This window comes from Sphingobacteriaceae bacterium (genome assembly GCA_002319075.1).
Classification (GTDB): Bacteria; Bacteroidota; Bacteroidia; order B-17B0; family Aurantibacillaceae; genus Aurantibacillus.
Genome location: NVQB01000001.1, coordinates 3,533,551 through 3,557,297, shown reverse-complemented (window position 1 = coordinate 3,557,297; position 23,747 = coordinate 3,533,551). Strand labels below are relative to the sequence as shown.

Sequence of the window (23,747 nt, the reverse complement as noted above, 5' to 3'; positions counted from 1 at the left end):
GTTAATTTCTATAGTTTGGTGTATTAAAATGACATAAAAGCAGACTTAAAAAACACGATTATTCACAATTTACAGGCCTGCTGCTTTACATAAAAATAGAAAAATAAACGAATATTTGAAAAATAGGCTTTAGTTTTTTAGTGCCGATGGGGAAAGCAATTTAAAAAATTAACGCATTTTTAAATGTTCCTACCAATTTACAGTAGACGTTTTAGAATCTGCGCTGTTTTATTCTTTACTTTACCCCTTAGACTCGTCGCCGCGCTTGTAATACAGCATAATTGCACCAGACTTAAAGATTTTTGTATTGTACAATTTAAAAATTTTTCTGTCATTTAGTTTCTCAAACAGGGGCTTACCTTTTCCAATAATCACCGGGTGAACACAGATTTGGTACTCATCTATCAAATTAAGATTCGTCAGCTGAACCATGATGCTTCTGCTTCCGATTAAAATATCTCTTCCATCCTGTTTTTTAAGATCTAAAACCGTTTGTTCAATGGTTTGAACGGACAAGCTGGCCGTATTCCAACCAAGTGCTTCTGTACTTTTAAAAGTATTAGAAAATACTATTTTTGGAATTCTGTCTATCGCCACTGCAAAATCATCCATTGCTTTTTCACCAGACGGTTTCTTAATCAGCTCTTGCCAGAATTGCATGAGCTGATAGGTGATCCTGCCGTAAAGGGCCACGTCTGCTCCATTTAATAAGTCTTGGTAATACTCATGGGTTTCTTCGTCGGGAATTCCTGCTTCATGATCACAAAAACCGTCGATGGTGGTGTTTATGGCTGCTACTATTTTCCTCATATATTTTAATTATTATCTATTTCTTGCTGAATTACCCGTCACAGAAATATAACCACATCGATTTGATTTTCCAAGTCGATATTTTCTTTTCTTCTGATCTCAGTTTTTAGTGGTAACAAATAGGTTTTGCGTTTAGAGTCAAACCAAATCGCGGTTTTCCATTCACTGTTTCCGATTCTTGCTATCGCCTTCAACCGTCCCCAACCTTCTTCCTGGGATCCTAAAATATCTCTAATTTCTTTCGACATTTCTTTGGGAAGCGAAACAAAATACCAACCTCCTGGCGAAGAATGTTGCCAAACTTTTTCTGAAAATGCATATTTTATTCTGCCACTCAATTTGTTTCTAATTTCGGAGTTGAGTTTGGTAGTTTTTGAAAGCGTTAACGTTAAAGCAAACACGGATGGACTACGAATAGGTTTTGCGCGAATTTTCAAATCCTATTCCCGATAATTATCGGGACGAATGTACATCGTAAAGCTAAAATAGTATAATGAATCTAAATACGCAATGGCTAACGGCAAAAGTATGGTTGACTTTTGAGCGAGATTATACGGACGTACAAACGCGAAACGCAGAAATCATGATCGCTATTGCGAAACCATTTATCCGTCGGTATAAGCACTATCCGTTCGTACTGCTCGTTCTTTGATTTTTAATAACGTTCATAATCGCGCCTTTCAACTGTCTTGAAACTACATGTATGTCTTTGTCTACTTCACGCCCAATGTCAAGAGGTATTGAACTTCGTATTATAAAACAATCTTTTTTCTTTCCGTCAGAAAGTCTTAAATATAACATTGAGTAAATGCTTTTCGGCTTACCATTTTCTTTCAATTCATAAGATACAGATTTAACCATAGTGGTTTTAATGCTTTCCGATTTAAGAAAGTCCCGTATTATGATATCATTTGTCGTCTTATCTATTTGAAATACTCCACGTCCAGGGCTATATAATCCTGCCAAAAGAGCATAGGCACCAAACACAGAAAAAACTGAACCAACTATTAGTAAAACCCAACTTGTTATAGCAGTGGCATTGAAAGTTTTGTATGAAGTGTAAAACAACATTAAACCTGTTGCAAATGAAAGAACAAATATTACTGAACCAAATATGTCGGATAATGAATGACGATAATGAATTTCAAAAGATTTATCATCTTCGAACACTTTATATTTTCCGTATTGTGTCGTCATTAAAATTATTAGAACAATTATAATTGGTTTATTCTCAGTTGATCTTTTATTTTTAGATCAGTATTCAGTTCTTGAAAATTAGCACTTTTATTACTATTTAATATAGATGGGTCTCGCCCTGTTTGTTTTTTCAACGAAAATCAAACCGTCAAACTGTTTTTTTGCATTGATGGATGCTGAGCATCGTTGGTAATTCATAAATATGGAACCTACGTCGTAGGTTTTTAAAATGGTTGAAAAAACAGAATTCTCCGAATGAGAAACATCTGTAAAATATACAGGATACTTGGTTACCGACAAAGCATTCGTAAAAGTGTTTCTATTGTTGACAGGGACATGACACTCTTGCAAACCTTTATATAGTTTTTTCCTGGCAAAAATGTAGGTAACTATTGCACCCCCAATCGACTTTGGACCTTGAATAGCCTGGAAGCTCCCTTGATTGAACACAAATCCGATAGCGTAATAAGCTTCACCCATATTTTTCTTCAAATGCTCACCCATGTATAAACCATTCCCCAGATTATTGTCGGGATGAGCAAAATTAATATGACCATTGTGTGCCCAAATAAACATTTTTTTATTTCCAAGCTTTTGTATTCTTAAGATATTATAGGCCATGCAACTGTCTCTGTATTGAGACATATTATTTACAGACAAATTTTTTACTGCCTGTTCTAAATTTTCGATACAGATTTGAAGGTCTTGAAATTGGCTCTTCGATTGTTTTGTTTCAATCTGATTTTTATTGAAAAACACCCAATCTGCAAGCATTTGGTAGGTTTGTCGCAAGGTGTCTTCAAATCTATTTTTCTTATTTTGGAGCAATTGGTAAATCTTTAATTCAGTTTTGCCAAGTATAGGAAAACTTATAGACTTAATAGTCTCGTAGTGTTCTGAATAGTATTTTTTTACATAATCGTTTAGATACTGCACTGGAGAATAGAAGTTTTGCATATCGAAACCATAAAAAGATATTTTCTCCAAATGTTCTGCTTGAGCATTATACTCCTTAATCCACAAAATAAGGTCGCGAACTTCCTCTGTTTGCCAGGTCCAAAAGTCCAGGTGAATCATCACACTATCCACATTTCCCTCACCAGACTTCACGAAATTATTTACATAACAACATCCCGCATAGGTTGCTTCAATACCAAATACTCTATAATTACACTCTTCTACGAGCCATTGAAATACTCCAGACTTAATTTCAAAAAATTCACGACTACCGTGTGTAGCTTCACCCATCCCAATAATTGATTTAGAAGAAAACAAGCCTTTAAGTTGGAGTAATTGTTCGGCTAAACTTTGTTTGTTAAGAGTTAATGGATATACCACTGTTTCTTGCGTCCCTATAGTGATAGTTACTTGAGATAGTAAATCACCTGGTAAAAAGAATAATATCACTAAAATAAAATACACTTTCATAAGCGCTGGGTTTTTTGATGCTAGGACGGTTTCCTCAGTCCTTTTGTTACACACGAAAGTAGAATATTCAAAAGTTCATGTCTCTGCTATACATAGAGTGTGGTTTTTGCACGCCTGGCAGGCCTCGATCACCGCTAACGGTGGCGGGCTTTGCGTTAGGGCGGGAAATCGAAGCATAAAAGCTGATATTATTACTAATGTTCAATTGAAAAACTGCCGTTGAATTTTGCACTTCAGCCCGCCTGACGCAAAACCCTTGTTAGCGCAACTTTTATTTCATTCAGTAAAAACAAAAAATAAACTTAGGTCTTGTACATAAATTATTGTCTGTTTCTTTTCTACGGTTACTTTGTCAGTTTTCTCAAGAAGCATATTAAAAGCATGTAATGACTTTGTTTTAATTTCAAAACCACAGATTCCCTCAAGATTTTCTTTGTTAAAAGATTGCCTTATTTTTTTTGATTTAGATGCATCTAATAAGTACAAATTACTGGGCCCCATTACTAAATGTCTAATGGGTATTTTAAAAAAACTACCCTTCTTTATCTCAACAAAACCAACTGCTTCATATTTTTTTACATCAAGGGTTATATTTGATGAAAGGATATAAATTGATTTTAATGATATAGCAGTATTTAAATGTGTCGTGTTGATTTTACTATCTTCCCATTGGTTGTTTGAATATTCGATAAAAAAAATGTCATTGTTTTTGGGTTCAATTGTTTTCCATATTCTATTGCTATCTATCTTGTAGGAGATAGATTTTGTATTAAGACAATCTATCAATGTATCAGAACTTTTAATAGAAATTGCCAATGATGTTCCACCTTGTCTATTTTTTAAAAAGTCAGCATAATATTTTCCAATTGTTTGAGAGCTATCGATTGGTGTAATGAACTCGAGGTATGTTCCATCTTGGAATTTTATAAAACAATTTTTTATTCCCTCGTGCTCCCTCCCTTCCTTTACTTTAAAGTGAAATGATGCGGATAGCTCCTTTTTTAAGTAGTCTAAATCCCTAACTACAATTGGAATATGGTCAATTGAAATATAGTTTGAGTTTTGAGATTGTCCTTTTGTAATCTCCAAAAAAAATATCAATAATATTACTGTTATTAGAATTCGCATTGTCTGTCTAAAATTACCGCTATAGTACTCGGGGGCTTGCGCCGGCCGCGTATCAGGATGGCGCCGATGCTATAGTGTTCTGATGTCCACCCGATAGCTATCGGGAGTGAAGTTAAAAATATACTACGCAAAAGCAAAAGGGCGATGGTCCGGTGGACCAACGAGCCGGAATGTGTGAAAGCTTGTCCCGTGCAAAGCACGCCAGATTAAAATTGCTTTTGCATGTAAAAAGGCTGTCTCTTGTCCGCGCTGGCACTATGGCCCCGTGTTATAAGCAGTTGCCGGATTCAGTTTTCGTCCGGTCCCTTTAAGTAAATTTCAATTTCATTTCTGTCAGATAATTCAACTACTTTGGTCTGAAACCAGTCCATTAATACGAGGTTCCATTTTTCACCGATTTCATTTAGGCACGGAATTACCTTTTCTTTGTCCAAACTGCTTAGGTTTGTGAACCAAATGCGGTCGACGGTACCGCCTTTAACGCTGTAATATATAGCCGCATAACCTGCTCCAAAACCAAACGTGTTTTTTCGTCCCTCACGATGGGTTGAATACCCCGTTGCCACAGAAGAAGCCTTTTGAATGCCTGTCTTATTCACAATTTCATCTAAGGTCACCGGAGAAATTTGTCGAATGTCCAGCCCAATTTTTTCGTCGGATATTACATGGATGTCTGTGAAACCATAACCGTCGAAATTCTCTTTGCTTTTCGCGTTTATTATTTCGGATTCGTCGTTAAGTGCCTTAATGTTCTCCTTCGGTGTAAGTTCGATCATGCAATAATCATCTTCGTGATACCATAAAGCATCTTTACCTGATGCCATGTCCTCGGATGTGCCTTTGCTTTGAGAAACTGTCTGATTTTCGTCTGGAACAGGGTTTTTCTTCCTTATCGATACGAAAGACTTGACTAAGAACCTCGTCACTATAAAGAGTAGTATTAGAATAATTATATATGTCATTGATCGAATTCTCTGGTCAGCATGTCGTTAGGGCAATTGCTTATAAAGGACCGCTATACGCCACAAATCCGACAACAAATAATTTCTATCGTTTGTAAATGTTTGGGTAATCATATAAAGATATAAAAAATTCTATCCCAATAAAAAAGCCGTTCAAGTAAGAAGAAATATTCTTTTTTAGATGCAGGTTCTCGCGCCAGGGATACAGAATCCCGATAGCTATCGGGATAGTTCTTTTTGGCCCTTCAGCCAAAAAAACCGCAGCAGGGCAACAAGCCAGTGGCTTGGTGAGCCAGCTTGTTAAGCGGAGCCCGGCGTAGCCCGCCCCGTGAAGCAGAGAGGTTTCCATAAAAAATAGTGCAGCCTTTCGGTTCATGAGGGGGCGCCCAAAAAAAAGTCTTGAGTAAAATGGAGGTCAACAAAAAACCCTCTTCCATTTTTGGAAGAGGGTTTTACAGTGTTATTGTCTTTCTAGACTAATCAAACCTATCGCTCTAACTGGCTCAAAAGAGTCTTAACTCTTTTGCCCTGCTCGAAATGACAATAAGTGATCTAGTTATTTTCCTAGCGCTTTTTTCAAATTTGTATCCAAAGCATCCAAGAATTCTTCTGTATATAAATAGTGTTCGCCATGTTTTACATTGTTACCGAATGCACACACTGCTAAGTCTTTTGTCATCTTTCCACTTTCTACAGTTTCAACGCAAACTTTTTCAAGCGTTTGACAGAACTCTACTAATTCTTTGTTACCATCTAATTTACCACGGAACTCCAAACCACGGGTCCATGCAAAAATAGAAGCGATTGGATTAGTTGAAGTTGGTTTACCAGCCTGGTGATCGCGGTAGTGACGAGTAACTGTTCCGTGAGCAGCTTCTGCTTCCATTACTTTTCCATCCGGTGTAATTAATACAGACGTCATTAAACCCAATGAACCAAAACCTTGAGCCACTGTATCTGATTGCACGTCGCCATCATAATTTTTACAAGCCCATACAAAATTACCGTTCCATTTTAATGCAGATGCAACCATGTCATCAATTAAGCGGTGTTCGTAAACGATGCCTGCTGCTTCGAATTTTGATTTGTATTCTGCCTGGTAAACTTCTTCAAAAATATCTTTGAAACGACCATCGTATTTTTTAAGAATGGTGTTTTTAGTAGATAAATATAAAGGCCATTTTTTAGTTAAAGCCACGTTAAAACAAGAGTGAGCAAAACCACGAATAGACTCTTCTACGTTGTACATAGCCATTGCTACGCCTGGTCCCTGGAATTTATAAACTTCGTGTTCAATTACTTTTCCATCTTCGCCTTCAAATTTAATTGTCAATTTTCCTTTTCCAGGAACAACGAAATCTGTTGCACGGTATTGATCACCAAATGCGTGACGACCAACAATGATCGGTGCTGTCCAGTTAGTTACCAAACGCGGAACGTTTGAACAAACGATGGGCTCACGAAAAACAGTACCATCTAAAATATTACGAATGGTTCCGTTAGGTGATTTCCACATCGATTTTAAATTGAATTCTTTTACACGCGCCTCATCAGGAGTAATGGTAGCACATTTAATTCCCACCTGGTATTTTTTAATGGCTTCTGCAGCATCAATCGTTACCTGATCAGAAGTAGCATCACGGTGTTCAACACCAAGGTCATAATATTTAATATCTAGATCCAAATACGGAACAATTAATTTGTCTTTAATAAATTTCCAGATAATGCGGGTCATTTCATCACCGTCAAGTTCAACAACGGGATTGGCTACTTTAATTTTGCTCATTTTATTGGCGTTTAAGAATTTTTAAATAAGAGCACAAATTTAGGAAAGCTGGGCTAACAGGCAAGTTTTTAAAGGGGATTTTATGAGTTTTAATTCCTGTAAGCATTCCACTAATTAAACAAATCGCCTGGGATTTTTCTCCTGTTCTTTTACTATGATGGCACCTGCCCCTGAAGCAGAAAACGCTTTTAGTGAATTGCGGAGGCGTTTTCGCTTCAGGGTCACCGGGCCCGCCGCTATATCCCTCTTGCCGAACCTAAAACCGGCTATGCTTCGGCTTCGCTCAGCATAAATTGCCTGTGCAGGGTCTTTGTCCTTCGGAACAAAGCCGCTGCCAGGCAGCCGCTTTAAGGCCCGGCTGCAAAGGGATGCCGCTTTGGTGCCTGGTGTGTGTGTGTTCTCGACTACGCTCGAACTGACATCTGACAATGAACTGACATCTGACCATGAACTGACATCTGACAATGAACTGACATCTGACAATGGACTGACATCTGACCATGAACTTAAATCTGCCCACGAACTGACATCTGCCCACGAACTGATATCTGACCACGAACTGATATCTGGCCATGAATTGATATCTGACCATGAACTGACACCTGACCACGAACTGACATCTGACCACGAACTGAAATCTAACCACGAATTGATATCTGACCACGAACTGACATCTGACCATGAACTGACATCTGACCATGAACTGACACCTGACCACGAACTGACATCTGACCACGAGCTGATATCTGGCCATGAATTGATATCTGACCATGAACTGACACCTGAACACGAACTGATATCTGACCATGAACTGACACCTGACCACGAACTGACATCTAACCACGAACTGACATCTGACAATGGACTGACATCTAACCACGAACTGATATCTGGCCATGAATTGATATTTGACCACGAACTGACATCTAACCACAAACTGACATCTAACCACGAACTGATATCTGGCCATGAATTGATATCTGACCATGAACTAACACCTGACCACGAACTGGTATCTGACCATGAACTGACACCTGACAACGAACTGACATCTTACTACGAACTGTCATTTCGAGCGTAGTCGAGAAAGACATTAACCTTGTTAAAATCTCTCGACAAAAGGCTTTTTAAATTCGACAATAAATTCCTGCATTACGGCCTATTCTGTTATATTTGAGGCAAATTATTAAGGATTAAACAGAATCGTATGAAATTTCACAAAGAAGGTTGGCCAAGTTTATTTATCGTACTTATTTTTAGCGCCATTATCATTTTTATTGCCCGCCACTTTTTTCCAGAATATCCAATTGCGCACTGGTTTGCGTATGCTTTAAGTGCTTTCTTAACCATTGTTATTGTACAATTTTTCAGACATCCTACACGTCAACATACAAAAGGTGAAGATTTGATAATTGCTCCTGCTGATGGAAAAGTAGTTGTTATTGAAGAAACGACTGAACTTGAATATTTTAAAGACAAACGTTTACAGGTAAGTATTTTTATGAGTCCGATTAACGTTCACGTAAACCGTTATCCTATAGCAGGACTTGTAAGCTTTTTCAAATACCATCCCGGTAAATTTTTAGCAGCCTGGGAACCAAAGAGTAGTACAGACAACGAGCGTACAACCATTGTTGTAAAACATAAGAACGGAACAGAGATTTTATTCAGACAAATTGCAGGGGCTTTGGCGCGTCGTATTGTATGGTATACTAAACAAGGCGATGTTGCTGAGCAATGCGGGGAAATGGGTTTTATTAAATTTGGATCGCGCGTGGATTTGTTTTTACCTTTGGGAACGAAGCTGGATGTGAAGATCGGTGATGTGGTGAAAGGTTCACAGACGGTGATTGGACGGATATAGTTTATAGTTGATAGTCAATACTTAAAAGTCAATAGTTTATAGTTGAATATTCCGTTCAAAATCTGAAGGCAATATTTGTAATTTTAATAGTACTATTTTTTTTAAGCCAACTATGAAAAAGCTATTCTTTTTTAGTTTACTGACGCTTTGCGGTGTTAGCATGCGCTCTCAGAATGATTCACTATTCAAAGGCTCACGTGTTATGATCAACCGTGCTGTTTCTTTCTTTGAACATACTACCATTGACCGACGAAAAATTGACAGTAATTATTTTAAAGGTAAAATAACTATTCTCTCCTTTTTTGGTTTCGGTTGTGGACCTTGCTACACAGAATTAAGTCTTTTAAATGAGATCTCTAAAACTTATCCAAAAGATAACTACCAAATTCTTTTGATTGGAAGTGGAAATGAAAAAGATCTTCGCGACCTGCGGGCCTATAATTCTAAAAGAGAGGGAAAAAGAAAAACTAAATTGGGTCTGGATACTTTAGCATTCGATATTATTGCCGATTGTCCTGGTAATTCGATAAAAACTTTATTCAGGGCCTGCAATGGTTCTAAAGAATCCTTTCATGTAGATGGCGTCCCTACAAGCTTTTTCATAAACCGGGAAGGAATTATAAAAGAAGTTTGCATTGGGTTTTCTGTGCCCAGAACAACAGGTTCAGATCATTATTTTCTCGATAAGATGAAAGAAGCGGAGAAGTGATCGCCACCGTTATGTAAAATGTAAAAGAATGGATAGTGAAAAAACAAACTTGTTTTAGAAATGCCATACTGTCTTTTCCATTTAATCTTTCACCTTCTAGAAGTAGGCCCTGATCTGCGCCCCGCCGATATGCACCGTTGGATTGTCAGGCGTTTTTCTTCCTGAATAATTAATGCTTATTTGAATGTTACTATTGAGGTTTCTTTGATACTGCAACTCCCAGGTGTAATTATCGCCTTTGCTTAAACCATTTAGCATTTCGTAAGCCACTGCAGAATTTTCAGAGTCGTTGTATTTAATTTTTATCAGGTCTATCCTTCCGGTAAGACTTCCTTTTTCTGTTTGGTTGTATTTTATTTCCAGCGCATAAGTGTGAAGAAACGAGTTTTGATTTCGTGCTTCTACTTGGTTTTGTTTCTCGGTGTATTTGTAAATACCACTTATTCTAAATACTGTGTTCGGCTGGAACACTAATTTCTGTTCGGTTTCATAGCTTCTGATACTATAATCGCGTAAAGAAAAATATTCTGAACTGTTTCCTTTTTTGCTGACAATGTTGTCGCTGTTTATAGCCCAGGCTTTCAGAAAATTGACACGCCATTTTATTTCGTCTGAAAAAATTGTTTTTTCTTCGATGCCATTCGTTAAGAGTTGACGTGCCTTATTATCTATATGTGTGTAATCTGCTCCAAATACTGCAGAGCTCTGGTTAAAGAAAACACTGTAGCGACTGTTGTTATTAGCTGCGAGCAGAAAGCTGTCGGGAGCCTGAACAAATGGATTATAGTTATTTACAACATCATTGTCGGTAATCTTATTATCAAAACGCACAGCCGTTTGCAAAACCCAACGGTTAATAAAACGGTTGATCGCTTTCTTTTGATTTGTAAAAAATGAAGAGGGACGAATACTAACCGAAATACTAAATTGATTCTGCAAAACTTTCACATAGTCATTTGTTGGCGTGTAATAACGAATATAAGTCTGACGGTCTATAAAATTGGTCAGTTCAAATTCATCTTTTTCCTTTATCCCGTTGCCGTTATAATCGTTCCAGGCATATTGTCCCTGACCGGGCGCCACCTCTAAATAATAATAATCCCGTTTATTTTCCTGTCCGTAACCCGCTTCATAAAAAATGCTTGAAGTAATTAAGCCTTTAAAAAACCGCGGATTGTATTCCAAACGCGTTAACAAGGTATTATCGGGTTTTAACGAAGTGCCCGTAATATTTCTGGTAAGATCCAGTTTACGGTAGGTGGCCAAAAAAGTAATGGGATTATTTTTAATAGAAAAAATGGAAGCTTCCAGCCCAATATTGGTGGCGAAAGTACTGTCCTTTAATGCGAGATCATTAGTCCCCACAGCTTTGCGGTAAGCTAAACGGTCTCTTCGTTCTTTGTAAAACAACCTGACATTATTTTTTGAACTATCGGCATTCGAAACACTTCCCTCCCACTCCCAGAATTGGTAAGATCTCGGAGCAATTATGTTATCGGTAGAATTACGAAACTGGTTATTTTCAAAAACATCTGTATAGGCAAACTTAAGACGATCAATTTTTTTTGAGACTAGAGATTTATGCCTGTAAAATTGCGTCGTTTGAAAATTAAGATCATCTGTAGTTGTCAGGAATGCCCCGTTGTAATTGGAGTAAAGTGTTTTTGTTTTGTAATCGCCATTTATATTATGCCTGATCCCCTGGTAGTTTGTGCCTTCATTAAAAAAATTAAACGTATAAGTAAGAGAAGCTCTGTTCTGCTGAACAAGCCCCAACTCTGCACTGGCTAGCGTTTGATCATTTATAAGAAGACTGGTTAAAGGTCGGTTCCAATCTCTGTCAAATTCGATGCTACGAAAACGTTCAATCTGCGTAAACTGCTTTTGGAGAAATTCGTAGTTTACATTGTAAATAGCTTTGACAACGGGCTTTAAAGAATCACGTTTAAAAATGCTTTGGTTTTTGCTGGATACTTTTACACCACCTGCTTCATCGTTTCCTTTGTCTTTAGTACTAAATTTATTGACATCGTATTTTGTATAGACTCCTTCTACGGAAATCAGATTATCAGGTGTAATGCTATGCGTAAAGCCTCCTGTTAACATTTGGCTTTGTTTGGGCGTTACCAAAGGAACTACCGGCTCGTAACTTCCGCGAAGAGAATCGCCGGCTGGCGGCACAAAAGTATAAACCTTTCCATTGGCGCTGGTGTTCAATTGCTCATAGTTCCCTTTTCCAGCCCCCACAAAACTCATCTTCAAATTGTATTTCGCTACAGAAGGATCGGTGCTGTAGATATAAATACCTTGATAGCCCAGGGTGTCTGCTTTCCTGTAAAAAATACCGTCGCTGTTAAAAGCAACAGCAGTGTCTGCCCCGCTGAAATAAGCCTGATCAAGATTATCGCCGGCATTGATAAGCACATTCTTTTTTTGCTGATCGTCGAGGTTTTGTTGCAGCGGACGATTTTTATTATCCTGTTCACTGTAAGCATTAAAAAATATTCTTGATTTACCGGTCAGTACTTCTTCTCCAAAGAAAAATAAAGAGCGCGCGTAATTTCTCTCCGCGTATTGAAATTCAGCTACTATCCTTTTGTCTTTTGTAATTTGCTGGCGCGCGGTAAAGGTAACTTCACCGGTGTTGTAATCAATGATATAATCATTCTCCTGACCTCTTTGTAAAAGTCTGCCATCAATATAAATCTTCTCAGTCCCGCTTAAAACAATAATGAAGGGTTCATTCTCAGCGCCTCTTAAACGGTAGGGGCCCTGGTTATTTTCAACACCAAAAAACACTTGCCGCGAAAACTTACCACGCGATACGGCGCCAGAAACTTGCGTTTTAAAAATCATCGGTTTTTTGGAAGTTGTGTCTTTGTAGACATTATCCAGGTAAAATCCTTGCGCGCGCTTATAAAAATTCATGAAGTAACTGTTTTGAGGTCGCGACAATTGATAATCCCCCACAATCATTTTTGTATTGTAATTACTTAACTGAATAAACACTTTATCAAATTCCTGCAATTGTGCCGTTGTTCCGTCGGCCTGAAAGGGGATATTATTATCCGTTGCCGCCATTACCAGATCAATCTCAGGCGTTAGTTTACCACTTACCTGTAAATTCAAATTAGAATTCACCACCACATCCTGGTTATTTCCGAAGGAGATCCCTCTACTAATATTGCCGTTTTTATTGAGGCCATCGTTTTGAAATAAATTTTCAGATTGTTTGTTAGAGTAATTTATAGTGAAAGGATTTATACGGCGCGTCAGATCCGTATAGAGCACATCTGAATTTTTATGGTAAAACAATTTTTCGAAATTGTAGGGAAAGCGCTTGTAGCTTACGAAAAGGCTATCGGGTTTTTTTCCATTCTTAAAAATAAGTGCGTGGTATTTGTAATTTATTTCCGGCAATACCGTAGAATCACCCTGAGGATAGGCCTTAAAACTTATAGTTCCTGGAACCAGGCTCAGACTATCCAGTACAAGTGTGTCTTTAAACACTTTGAAGAGCTTTATTTGTTTAGGCGTGAAAATTTGCGCGCTTCCTTTTACAAGTATAAAAGAAAACACTAACAGTACGCCTAATCGCCTCAGATTCACCATTTAATAACGCTTTTAAAGATAGTAAATTGTGTGATAGGAAGGGAGGCAGGACTTAAGAGACCAAAGAGAGCCAGGACAAGAAGGACTCTAGGGACAAAGAAGCGGTTTTAACAAGGCTCTAAGAAACTCCTGTGACGAGCGGTCTGATTGCTTTTAATCTTGCACTGTCACTTCGAGCGTAGTGGAGAAGGTGACCGAATGTCTTTCTGAAGCTTCCCGGGCCCGATTTTAGTGTGCGTATCGACTACGCTCGACGTGACACTCCAGGGTATGGACGTGATATTTTAAAAGATTAACGCGATCCTTTATACTATCGGCTTAGACTTTTGCGTACCGTTTCCTGGCAGGATATTTAATAGACTAAGGCGCGAGATGGCATTTGAGGAAATTGGATTTCTACTTCAAAGCATTTATCGCTAGATCGGCCATCAGTCCCATGCCAATTTCAAGTGCTCTTTCGTCTATATCGAAGGTGGCGGTATGAACGCCAGAAGTGATTCGCTTTTCTTTGTTTGCAGTTCCTAATCTAAAAAAACAACTGGGAACTTTTTGTGTGATGAAGGCGAAATCCTCTGCCGTCATGCGCAGCGGGAGTTCCTCTACATTATCTTTTCCCAAATAATTTTGTGCCGAATCAATGCAGGATTCTGTCAGGTCTTTATCATTTACCAAAAACGGATAACCGTGATCGACTTTTAGTACGGAAGCAATTTTATACTTGTCGGAAATTATTTTCACAATACGTTCCAGTTCTGCGTGTACTTTTTTTCTCCAGTTTTCATCCATGGTTCTGAAAGTGCCCGCCAGTTCTACTACATCGGGAATAACATTGGTGGCACCCTTTCCTTCGATCTTACCAAAAGCTACTACGGTTGGGATAGCTTCGCCGCCTAATTTTTTCAGAGATTCCTTATCGCTAAACGTTCTGTTTATTTCCAGTAATAGTTCAGATGCAATTAGTAAAGGATTCACGTACTCTGCCGGCATAGCTGCGTGTCCGCCTTTACCGTTAATCGTTATGTAAAGCTCATCCGTACTGGCCATATACATACCACTCTTAAAACCCACTTTTCCGGTTTCCATGCTTGGAAAAACGTGCAGCGCAATGGCCTGATCTACTTTTGGATTTTCGAGTACTCCTTCTTTGATCATTAAACTTGCTCCACCGGGCAAAAGTTCCTCTCCGGGTTGAAACATAATCTTAACCGTTCCTTCAAAGCTTTCTTTCAGATCGTTCAAAATAAATGCAGCGCCTAGTCCGCAAGCTGAATGTACATCATGCCCGCAGGCATGCATAATGCCGGCATTTTGGGATCTATAAGGAACATCATTTTTTTCTTCAATGGGTAACGCGTCCATATCTGCACGCAGAAGAATAGTTTTCTTTGATGGATTTTTTCCTTTTATCAAAGCAATAATTCCTGTCTTTACATGTCCTGTTGTAAAAGAAATGCCCGCTTCCGTCAAGTGTTTCTGAATAAATTTTGAAGTCTCAATTTCGTGAAAAGAAAGTTCAGGATGGCTGTGAAGGTGCTCGCGAATAGCTTTTACTTTGGCGAAATACTGTTTTGCCAAGCTTTTAATTTCCTCCTGATTCCGCATACGTCTACCTGTTTAGGCTATGAAAATAAAGGTTTTAAAGCTAAGCTACAAAAAGTAATTTTGCATACTTAAAAATCAGTGGTAAGAGATAAACCTATCACGCGTTTCTGAACCTGCCAGTTGTCGATGCCCCAACCGAAATCGAGACGAACGAAGTAACCCAGCAAGCGCGAGCGAAGACCGAAACCCATGCCGCCAACAAGTGGATTTTTATCGTCGATAACAGTTATTATAATGCCGGTACCGCCACTTTGCAAAGCAGCATCATTGTCCACAAAAGTTTTTGTATTTTCTGTATTGGCGCGACTCAAAGGATTAGCGCCATTCCAGGCCATACCTAAATCAGTGAAACCAATTAGCTGGAAGTTATTAATAAAGTCAGAGCGCACAGGATGATCAAGGAAATACCTTACAATAGGAAAACGTAACTCTGTGTTGTAAAGTAAAAAATTATTTCCATTACGAATATTCTGGTTAAAACCGCGCATGTTGGTAGCGAGTGTTTGAAAACCGTACTGGTCGGGATTTACAATGTTTACGTTATTATTAAATTTAGGATTGATCCAATTATCTACACCTCCCATGTAAAAAATCAAACGGTCTGTGCCAAGCGAATTTCCACCGGCAATGCGATTACACCAGGTAATCTGGCGATGTACTTTCTGGTAATGACGCACATCAAAACCAGAGGTAAATAAGTCGCGGTTTTCTTTGCTGTTAAATTTCCAATACTCCGTCCATATTTTAAAACGCAGTCCGTTTAAAATATTCAACATCACTTTGCGGGTGTTGTCGTAAATATACTCAAGACGCACACCCCCTAAATTTTCGTAGGCCGGGCGTACAGCCAAAGCAACAGGGTATTCAGCATCCGATAAAGGCATATAACGGTCGTTACGATACAGCAAAGACAATCGCAATGCAGCCACAGGGCTAAACGGGTATTTTATAGAATAACGAACAGTACTTGTATTGATGCGTGCAAAAAACGCCACCTGCGAATTTGTACCCACTGCCACATTATTAAAGGACTGGCGATCTAAAACAACCTGGTGATCAAAAAGCCGTTTACGTTGTTCCCAGGATAACATAAATTCGTTGTCCAGGTTTGGATTAATTCTGAAGCCACCTGTTATGCGCTGATCTTCGAAAAGATCACTGATAGATACTTTGGTAAGAAAATTAAAACCCGGGTTAAGGTAAATGGCAGATCCGCCACCTGTAAACACCTGGTAATTATTGGCGAGGAACGAATTATCGAACTGCGTGATAATTTTATCCGTGTAAAAAGAAGTATAATAATTCCGTTGAATAGGAAATCGGAAGCCCGGGGAAGGTTTTGGTTTTAAACTGTCTGATTTAGCAGTGGCGGGCGCTTTAGGAGGATTCGGCGTATTGGTTTGTTTGCCTTTTTCGTTTTCAAACTTATAATTATCAAAATCAATGCCCTGTGACGTATCTTCAGGTTTTTGCGGAGAAACATTTTCAGAAGGTCTTACATCTTTGTAATTTGTAGGATCAGCAATAGCAGGACTAATGTAACTTCTCTCCCAGGTTTTCATCGGCTCGTATACTTCCAATGTATTTAATTTCGGTAAAGGCGACACAAGCATCATGTCTTTCCCATTCGCATAAATTACTTCTGCCACATGCGACCCTTCTGCGCTTATATTTTGTTCAAGGAGATTGCGGTCGTAATTGCTTACAGGTTTTGACCTGAAAAAATAACGGTAATGCTCTGTTGTATCCACAAAAGAAATGGCACTGTCGAACTCGGCGAGATACCGGTTATAAATTCCGTTTTTATCGCTGAGATAAGATACATAATTTGTAGTATAAGCCTGAGGTAATCTCTCGTTGATATCAGGGGTGTTTGTAATGCGCACTAAAACCTTGCTCGTAAAAGGATAAGGCGTCATAAAAAGATCCATATCACGGTTGGGTTTTACAAAAAATAAATTATCATCACTGGCTTTAATCGTATCATTTAAGCGGTTACTTTCAAATACAATTTGTTTGTTTCCCTTTACAAAAACAGGATTGTTATCGTCCCAGGTATCATTGGTAAGCTGCTCAAGTGAACTTGTATTTACGCCAAAAACAAAAATATCGCTATGTCCCTTGCCGCGCTTCACGCCACTAATAGCAAGTTTTTTTCCATCGGGACTGTAAGAGAAACTATTTACTTTTTCAAAACCCGTAAGATTGCGTTTTACGGCTTCATTTGTTTCCAGGTCTACGATTTGCAGTAAGAGTTGATCTTTACGCATGTAAATAATAGAAACTATTTTCCCATTCGGGTGCCATGCTAATAAAGGATAATTAAAGTCCTCCAGTTGTTCCAGTTTTGGTCCGTATTTTAATAAGCGCTTTTCTTTTCCCGTTTCAAGGTTTCGTAAATACACCCGCATCTGGCTGAGCTGCGTGCGCGCATATACAACCTGCGAACCATCAGGACTTACTTTCAATTGAAAATAATGGCGACTGGTTTTATATTTTTTAAGAACGCTGTTGTTGTTGATCGGTGAAGTACGAAGCGTATCGCGCAACATATATAAGTGGCGCTGATAAGCTTCGGTAAAATCAAAAATTAAATTCGGCAAGGTAATTCCTAAAGCATAACTAAAAGCGTTTTCCGGACTTCTTGAAACACGCGTCATATAAAGAAGTTGCGGAATCATACCATCTCCAAAAGTGGAAGCAATATAATACCAGATCGCGTGTCCCGCTTGCGCTGCCTGTTTACCCGTAAGTCGGTTAAAAGAACTGAAATGATCATTTTTTAAATCGTCGTAAAGAATGTTGTCGTTGTAGCTTGTCCAGCCTTCCGATAAATATTTTATGAGTCCGTCAGAGTACCATGCAGGAATATTAAGAAGTGCTGAGTTTCTCACTACCTGACCGGCATTTCCACCATAAAGAATTTTATTGATTAAAAGTTCGGCCAGGGCCACGCGAATTTGCTGATCCAATTCGGCCAGCGATCCATTAAAAAAGATACTTACTTTATCGCCTATGATACGGGTAACGCCACCTATATTGGTTTGGTCGTCGCTACTCAATCCCAGATTACTTTGTTTAAAATCGTCCTGAGTATTATAAACCAGTACATTGATTTTATCCTCACTTTGATAATCGAGACGTCTTTCAAGAATGGCTAACTGTTTACTGACACTTACAGAAATATATTTACTCAGCTCGGTTCCGCCCTGGTAGGAATACACGCGGTAACGCTCATAATCGAGGTAAGTCCATACAAATTCTTTATATTGAATACGGTTCTTACCAAAATCCATTTGATGTCCATAATTGAACTGTGCTTTTACACAAGAGGCGGTAAGAAGGAGGAAATATACTAGGATACGATTTATCAAAGGAACAGAAATTTTTAGAAAATTAAATTTACGAATTAAGTTTCAATACAAAAAGAGAAATAGCTTACTAAAAAACGTGAAAATAGATCGCCTGCTGCAATAAAGAAAGAGTTACAAAGTTAATTCTGAAGCACATCTAATTGTCGTTGAAAGAAACTACAGAAGGACGTGAAGGAAAACCATGTGAAATTGGGACCGGAAGAGAAAATTCTGAGAAAAAGTCTTATCTTTTCACTTCTCCTATCTGTTTTTTCATGAAAACCAATCACCCCGCGGTTTTATTTCTTTTGATTTTATTTTGCCTGAAGGGCGCCTTTGCACAAACCGCTTTGCGTGCAACACCGCAGGAAGTGGACTCACTCAAAAGCGAGCTGCTGCATTCAAAAACAGATACTGCAAAACTGACCATCCGTTATTGGCTGGGTGTGAAATCGCTGCTCCTGCGAACCAGTTACTGGGATAGTTTGATTGCAGATGCCCGTTATTACCACTTGCCGGAGCTGGAGAGGAAAGCTCTCTATTCACTTGGCAACGCCTGTTTTTATCTTGGATTTTACGACAAAGCGTTTACTTATTGTAACCTGAGTTATAAGATGGCGCAGCAAAACAAAGATACCGCAGGAATGTTCCCTCCCCTTTTACGTCTTTCCCGACTTTTTTATGTAAAGAATGAAATAAAAAAAGCACTTGCCTATTCTCAAATGGCCATAAGGCTGGCGCAAAGAAAACACGATACTTTAAACCTTGCTAATGCCTTTCATGAAGAATCACTTTGTTATTTTTCGTGGCATGACATTTCAAAAGCTATGCCCTTGCACCTGCAGTGTTTAAAGCTTTACAAAAAATTAAAGTATGAAAGAGGGATTGCTGAAAGTCTTTTATCTCTGGGGTCAGATTACCAGATCTTAAATATGCAGACGGCGCGGAACGATTATATGATGCTAAAATGCGGCTACTATTTTGCCTGTAAAAAATACACAGATCTTTTCGGAGATGACTTTATTTCGGTAGATATAAATAACTCCATAGCATCTGCCTATCAAAGCATACACCACCTTGACTCGGCACTTAAATACTGCAGCAAAGCTTATAAGATTGCCCTTCGCACCAAAAGCAACCTCTACATTGTGCGTACCATGGTAACAAGCATCAGTATAAATTACCAGATACATAAGAACCATGAAGCTTTAAAAACGGCCGAGGCAGCCCTTCGGATCGCAGACTCCACAGGTTTTACGCTCCAGCTTCTTGAAATTGCAGGACTTTCAAAACTTGTGTATTTAAGCCTGGGAAATTATAAAAGAGCTTTTGACATGCAGCAACTTTATGACGAATTAAAAGACACACTTTCTAATGAAAACTACAGAAAACACATCCTGAAAAAAGAATTTAATTACAATCTCGAAAAAAAAGAAAACGAAAACCGGATCCTGGAACTTGAGCTGCGCCAGAACAAGTATCTATTGGCAGGCATGCTTCTTCTTGTGGTCTTTATTTTGAGCACCGCCTATTTGCTTCTGCATCAAAACAAATTAAAAAGCGAGCAGCAGAATTTTCATTTAGAACAAAAAGTACTGAGTCTGCAAATGAACCCGCATTTTATTTTTAATTCCCTGCAGGCTATACAGAGCATTGTGCTTAAGGAAGATAAAAAAAAGGCAGAACGCTACCTAGGCTTTTTTGCGAGAGTGATGCGTAACGTACTTGAAAACTCGCGCGTGGAAACCATTTCCTTACAAAAAGAGATCCACCTTTTGGACGATTACCTGCGGCTACAGCAGCTACGGTTCGATCATAGGTTTGACTATGTAATTAAAACGGATGAAACCATTGACCTTGAAAATACATTTGTTGCGCCCATGCTTGCACAGCCCTTTATTGAGAATGCGGTAGAACATGGACTTCGTGGCATAAAAAGCGGAGGCCTGATAAGCGTAGCATACACTTTTAAAAAAGACGCGGTTGTATTAGAAATAACCGACAATGGCACAGGTATAAGAGAATATGACACCATTAAAAACCACCGCTCGCTGGCAATTGACATCACACAAGAGCGCATTGCCCTGATGAATAAAAAAACAAAAGTAAAAGCGTTTTTCAGCATTGGCGAGGCTTTTCCCGAAAGCCCAGGCCGTAAGGGGGTAAAGGTTATTTTTATACTGCCTCAAATGGTGCAAGAGTAATATTTCATACCTTGGTTATATGAAATTTTCGTTTTATGTTAAAAGCACTGGTTATTGACGACGAAATACACGCACAGGAAGCTTTAGTTGAACTCCTCAAGCTTTACCACCCGGACATTAAACTCTGCGACCGATGTAGTTCTATCAGCACTGCAGTTGCAGCCATCACAAAACATCAACCAGACATCGTGTTTCTTGACGTTGAGCTGGAGAACGAAAACGGCTTCGCTCTTTTTCAGCATTTTCCCAGTCCTGTTTTTAAAGTGATTTTTATTACAGCACACCAGGGCTATGCGCTGGGTGCTTTTCGATTTGCAGCGTTAGATTATTTACTAAAGCCGGTAGATTCGCTTGTATTGGCAGACGCACTTAAAAAAGCATTTCACTCTATTGATCTGGATAAAGTGGAACTAAAGCTTAAGTTATTTGCACATAACATAAACGCGTCTAAAGCAGATAAAAAAATAATTCTTAAAACCACTGAAAATATCCATCTCGTGAGCCTTGCCGACATTATTTACTGCCAGGCTGATCGCGGCTATACTTCCTTTTATCTTGCAGACAAAACGCGCATAGTTGTATCGAGCACTATTGGCGATTTTGAGGCCATGTTCGCAGACTATGGCTTTTTCAGGATCCACCAAACCTACCTGCTCAACCTGCAGTATTTTAAACGGTATGAAAAAACAGAAGGCGGCAAAGCAGTTTTAAAAAACAATGTGTCGCTGCCGGTATCTACCCGCAAAAAAGAGCTGCTGTTACAAAAACTCTCAGAATTATAAGTGCGCTTGTAAGTTAAACCTCTGCGTTCGTCAGATGCTTTTCAGCAGATGTTAATCCTTCTCCGGCTTCCTGCCCGGGGTCAACTAATTTAGCTTCATAAACTCATTTAATGACGTTTTATGAAACACATTCCGAATTTAACTGGCTGCTTTCTGACATTTACCAGCGAAAGAACGATCCTTCCTGTTACAATGATCCTGAGAATATATTGCAATAGCGGACTTACCGAACTACGCTTTAAACAAAGTAGGTACAACCTAAAACCCCAATCTATGAAAGAAAAACAGCCTTTACCCACTTAACCTTTTTGTTATTCGGCGCAGGAGAGCCCGCAGCACCATTCTAGCTCAGCCCTCGCGCTATCAAGGTTACTCACAAACAGGGTCGGTGCATTTTTTAATTAACAATTTAAAACCAACGTTATGAAAAAACCATTTCAGTGGAGCAAACTGCTCTTTCTATCACTTTCATTTTTCTTAATACATTATGCAGAGGCCCAGCAGTCCTGCCAAGGTTCATTATTATTTAATCAAACAAACGACATCTCGGTAAAACTGCCTGCAACCAATCATTATTATACAGCCGTTAACGGTGGTTATACATGGGAGTGCTGGATTAAACTTAATTCTGTTCCCGGCAGTACCAACAACGACCGTCAAATAATAAGTTCCATTGACGGCACGCTTTATGAAGATATGTACCTTGGCTTTGGCTGGCACGGAGGAGTTCAGAACAGAGGTTACGACAGCCTCGTTTTTAAAGTAGATCCGCCAAGCGCAGCCGTACCGGTTGATCTGAACTGTGCCTGGAAACCTTCGGGCGGATTTTTAATCAATACCTGGTACCATGTTGCCGGTGTTGCAGATTACGGTGCAGGCATGAAGTACCTGTATGTTAACTGCGTACTTGTTAATTCTCAGTCTTTAACCGTGGCGCCTAATACACGCGTTATTCCTACCAACCTTTCGTCGCACAATGGCGGCAACGGATTAAACTCTCTTAACGGGTATATGGATGAAGTGCGCATCTGGGACAAGCCATTAAGCCCATTAGAAATTTCCGCGAACTGTAACCAATGTCTGAATGGCACTGAGGCCAACCTTTTTCTTTATTACCGACTTAACCAAACAGGCGCACTCAGCGTTCTTGACGCAACAAGCAACTTTAACAACGCATCTTTCTTAAACGCGCCTTCGCCAGCCTGGTCTACCCAAAACGCACCAGTATCTGGCACAGCATGCCAGGAAGCCTGCAAATGCCTGGGCTCTCTTGACTTTGACACCAGGAATAATCCGTCAGTTGCATTGCCACTTACCAACCAGTATTATTACGACGTCACCAGTACCGGATATACCTGGGAAACCTGGTTTAAATTAAAATCGGCTCCTGGCAGTACAAGCAATGACCTTCCGCTCATCAGTGCTATCGACAATGCATCCTTTAGAGATCTGTATCTGGGCTTCGGCTGGCATAGCGGATTTTTCAACAGAGGGTATGACAGTCTCGTATTTAAAGTAGACCCTCCGTCCGGCGTGCCGGTTGATCTTAATTGCGCATGGAAACCAGCGGGTGGTTTTTTAACCAACAGGTGGTATCATGCTGCCGGCGTTGCTGATTATTTGGCTGGCAGGAAATATTTATATGTAGATGGTGTACTGGTAGATACTCAACTCCTCACCGTAGCGCCCATACCCAATGTGATCCAGACAAACCTTTCTGCCTGCGGCGCTTGCCCCGGTGTTAACTCCATTGACGGAAAAATGGATGAAGTACGTATCTGGAAAAAAGCTTTGGCTCCAATAGATATAGCTTCCAATTACCAGAAATGTCGTCTGGGAACCGAGTCTGACCTCGTGCTTTATTACCGCTGTAACCAGGTAGGTGCAAGCACTGTTATTGATGGCTCAGTAAACGGCTTTACCGGATCGTTCGTTAATTTAGCAGGCTGGTCAAGCGAAAATGCTCCCGTTACAGGCACTTGCAGGAAAGACTGCAACAGAGGCGAAGAAGCGCCACATAACCTTTCAAGTGTAAAAACACTGGGCATTGAAAAAACAGGTCGTGTGGATGGAAGCTTAGTGATTTATCCGAATCCATCTTCCGGAAGTATAAAAGTATCTTCAGAACATCCTGGTGTATTAACTGTTTATGCTTTAACCGGCCAGATCCTCTCAGAAATAAATGTTCAGAAAAATGAACAGGAAGTAAAACTGGAAGGATATAAAGCTGGCATTTACCTGTACGTTTTTACAAGCGACTCTGGAACAAGCTCTGGAAAACTTGTTATTGAAAACTAAAGCCCTTGAGGA

17 protein-coding genes are annotated in these 23,747 nt (G+C 39.3%); 6 read left to right on the top strand and 11 right to left on the bottom strand.

Annotation, left to right across the window (positions count from 1 at the left end; translation table 11 throughout):
• Nucleotides 1–240: 240 nt before the first annotated feature.
• The 8 genes from CNR22_15405 to CNR22_15370 all read right to left on the bottom strand — a co-directional run bounded on the left by CNR22_15405 (nucleotide 241) and on the right by CNR22_15370 (nucleotide 7,311).
• Entirely contained in the window at nucleotides 241–810 is a 570-nt protein-coding gene (locus CNR22_15405) for a dihydrofolate reductase (GenBank protein ID PBQ33106.1), read from the bottom strand.
• A gap of 38 nt (nucleotides 811–848) precedes the next feature.
• Nucleotides 849–1,136, bottom strand: coding sequence for a hypothetical protein (locus CNR22_15400; protein PBQ34920.1), 288 nt, complete (start codon nucleotides 1,134–1,136; stop codon nucleotides 849–851).
• 298 nt (nucleotides 1,137–1,434) lie between these two features.
• On the bottom strand, nucleotides 1,435–2,007 hold the full coding sequence (locus tag CNR22_15395) for a hypothetical protein (protein ID PBQ33105.1): 573 nt from the start codon (nucleotides 2,005–2,007) through the stop codon (nucleotides 1,435–1,437).
• Between the two features lie 93 nt (nucleotides 2,008–2,100).
• Nucleotides 2,101–3,489, bottom strand: a complete 1,389-nt coding sequence (locus tag CNR22_15390; GenBank protein PBQ33104.1) for a hypothetical protein — start codon at nucleotides 3,487–3,489, stop codon at nucleotides 2,101–2,103.
• 222 nt (nucleotides 3,490–3,711) lie between these two features.
• Nucleotides 3,712–4,563 (bottom strand): hypothetical protein, encoded by an 852-nt coding sequence (locus CNR22_15385; GenBank protein PBQ33103.1) that lies wholly within the window; start codon nucleotides 4,561–4,563, stop codon nucleotides 3,712–3,714.
• Between the two features lie 287 nt (nucleotides 4,564–4,850).
• Nucleotides 4,851–5,387, bottom strand: coding sequence for a hypothetical protein (locus tag CNR22_15380; GenBank protein PBQ33102.1), 537 nt, complete (start codon nucleotides 5,385–5,387; stop codon nucleotides 4,851–4,853).
• Nucleotides 5,388–5,610: 223 nt separating this feature from the next.
• Nucleotides 5,611–5,901: a hypothetical protein gene (locus CNR22_15375; protein ID PBQ33101.1), complete on the bottom strand. Its 291-nt coding sequence runs from the start codon at nucleotides 5,899–5,901 to the stop codon at nucleotides 5,611–5,613.
• 180 nt (nucleotides 5,902–6,081) lie between these two features.
• Complete coding sequence (locus CNR22_15370; GenBank protein PBQ33100.1) at nucleotides 6,082–7,311, bottom strand: isocitrate dehydrogenase (NADP(+)); 1,230 nt, start codon at nucleotides 7,309–7,311, stop codon at nucleotides 6,082–6,084.
• 310 nt (nucleotides 7,312–7,621) lie between these two features.
• On the opposite strand from CNR22_15370, the gene CNR22_15365 reads away from it, so the two are divergent.
• The 3 genes from CNR22_15365 to CNR22_15355 all read left to right on the top strand — a co-directional run bounded on the left by CNR22_15365 (nucleotide 7,622) and on the right by CNR22_15355 (nucleotide 9,884).
• Nucleotides 7,622–8,392 carry a hypothetical protein gene (locus tag CNR22_15365; GenBank protein PBQ33099.1) on the top strand — a complete coding sequence of 257 codons (771 nt, stop codon included), beginning with the start codon at nucleotides 7,622–7,624 and terminating at the stop codon, nucleotides 8,390–8,392.
• A gap of 126 nt (nucleotides 8,393–8,518) precedes the next feature.
• Nucleotides 8,519–9,175, top strand: a complete 657-nt coding sequence (locus tag CNR22_15360; protein ID PBQ33098.1) for a phosphatidylserine decarboxylase family protein — start codon at nucleotides 8,519–8,521, stop codon at nucleotides 9,173–9,175.
• A gap of 112 nt (nucleotides 9,176–9,287) precedes the next feature.
• Nucleotides 9,288–9,884 (top strand): hypothetical protein, encoded by a 597-nt coding sequence (locus tag CNR22_15355; protein PBQ33097.1) that lies wholly within the window; start codon nucleotides 9,288–9,290, stop codon nucleotides 9,882–9,884.
• 96 nt (nucleotides 9,885–9,980) lie between these two features.
• Here CNR22_15355 and CNR22_15350 read toward each other — a convergent pair whose 3' ends face one another.
• From CNR22_15350 to CNR22_15340, 3 genes are all read right to left on the bottom strand, one after another.
• Nucleotides 9,981–13,496 carry a hypothetical protein gene (locus CNR22_15350; GenBank protein PBQ33096.1) on the bottom strand — a complete coding sequence of 1,172 codons (3,516 nt, stop codon included), beginning with the start codon at nucleotides 13,494–13,496 and terminating at the stop codon, nucleotides 9,981–9,983.
• A 396-nt stretch (nucleotides 13,497–13,892) separates the two neighbouring features.
• Nucleotides 13,893–15,098, bottom strand: a complete 1,206-nt coding sequence (locus CNR22_15345) for an N-acyl-L-amino acid amidohydrolase (protein ID PBQ33095.1) — start codon at nucleotides 15,096–15,098, stop codon at nucleotides 13,893–13,895.
• A gap of 68 nt (nucleotides 15,099–15,166) precedes the next feature.
• On the bottom strand, nucleotides 15,167–18,472 hold the full coding sequence (locus CNR22_15340) for a hypothetical protein (GenBank protein PBQ33094.1): 3,306 nt from the start codon (nucleotides 18,470–18,472) through the stop codon (nucleotides 15,167–15,169).
• 146 nt (nucleotides 18,473–18,618) lie between these two features.
• Here CNR22_15340 and CNR22_15335 point away from each other — a divergent pair, with 146 nt between their 5' ends.
• The 3 genes from CNR22_15335 to CNR22_15325 all read left to right on the top strand — a co-directional run bounded on the left by CNR22_15335 (nucleotide 18,619) and on the right by CNR22_15325 (nucleotide 23,735).
• Nucleotides 18,619–20,655: a hypothetical protein gene (locus CNR22_15335; GenBank protein ID PBQ33093.1), complete on the top strand. Its 2,037-nt coding sequence runs from the start codon at nucleotides 18,619–18,621 to the stop codon at nucleotides 20,653–20,655.
• Between the two features lie 35 nt (nucleotides 20,656–20,690).
• Nucleotides 20,691–21,437: a hypothetical protein gene (locus tag CNR22_15330; GenBank protein ID PBQ33092.1), complete on the top strand. Its 747-nt coding sequence runs from the start codon at nucleotides 20,691–20,693 to the stop codon at nucleotides 21,435–21,437.
• A gap of 423 nt (nucleotides 21,438–21,860) precedes the next feature.
• Nucleotides 21,861–23,735 (top strand): hypothetical protein, encoded by a 1,875-nt coding sequence (locus CNR22_15325; GenBank protein PBQ33091.1) that lies wholly within the window; start codon nucleotides 21,861–21,863, stop codon nucleotides 23,733–23,735.
• The last annotated feature ends 12 nt before the right edge of the window (nucleotides 23,736–23,747 follow it).

Excerpts from the sequence above, each read along its gene's own strand:
- CNR22_15405 (PBQ33106.1), bottom strand. The coding sequence starts at position 810 with ATGAGGAAAATAGTAGCAGCCATAAACACCACCATCGACGGTTTTTGT.
- CNR22_15395 (PBQ33105.1), bottom strand. The coding sequence starts at position 2,007 with ATGACGACACAATACGGAAAATATAAAGTGTTCGAAGATGATAAATCT.
- CNR22_15385 (PBQ33103.1), bottom strand. The coding sequence starts at position 4,563 with ATGCGAATTCTAATAACAGTAATATTATTGATATTTTTTTTGGAGATT.
- CNR22_15380 (PBQ33102.1), bottom strand. The coding sequence starts at position 5,387 with ATGGCATCAGGTAAAGATGCTTTATGGTATCACGAAGATGATTATTGC.
- CNR22_15375 (PBQ33101.1), bottom strand. The coding sequence starts at position 5,901 with ATGAACCGAAAGGCTGCACTATTTTTTATGGAAACCTCTCTGCTTCAC.
- CNR22_15370 (PBQ33100.1), bottom strand. The coding sequence starts at position 7,311 with ATGAGCAAAATTAAAGTAGCCAATCCCGTTGTTGAACTTGACGGTGAT.
- CNR22_15360 (PBQ33098.1), top strand. The coding sequence starts at position 8,519 with ATGAAATTTCACAAAGAAGGTTGGCCAAGTTTATTTATCGTACTTATT.
- CNR22_15355 (PBQ33097.1), top strand. The coding sequence starts at position 9,288 with ATGAAAAAGCTATTCTTTTTTAGTTTACTGACGCTTTGCGGTGTTAGC.
- CNR22_15350 (PBQ33096.1), bottom strand. The coding sequence starts at position 13,496 with ATGGTGAATCTGAGGCGATTAGGCGTACTGTTAGTGTTTTCTTTTATA.
- CNR22_15345 (PBQ33095.1), bottom strand. The coding sequence starts at position 15,098 with ATGCGGAATCAGGAGGAAATTAAAAGCTTGGCAAAACAGTATTTCGCC.
- CNR22_15330 (PBQ33092.1), top strand. The coding sequence starts at position 20,691 with ATGTTAAAAGCACTGGTTATTGACGACGAAATACACGCACAGGAAGCT.
- CNR22_15325 (PBQ33091.1), top strand. The coding sequence starts at position 21,861 with ATGAAAAAACCATTTCAGTGGAGCAAACTGCTCTTTCTATCACTTTCA.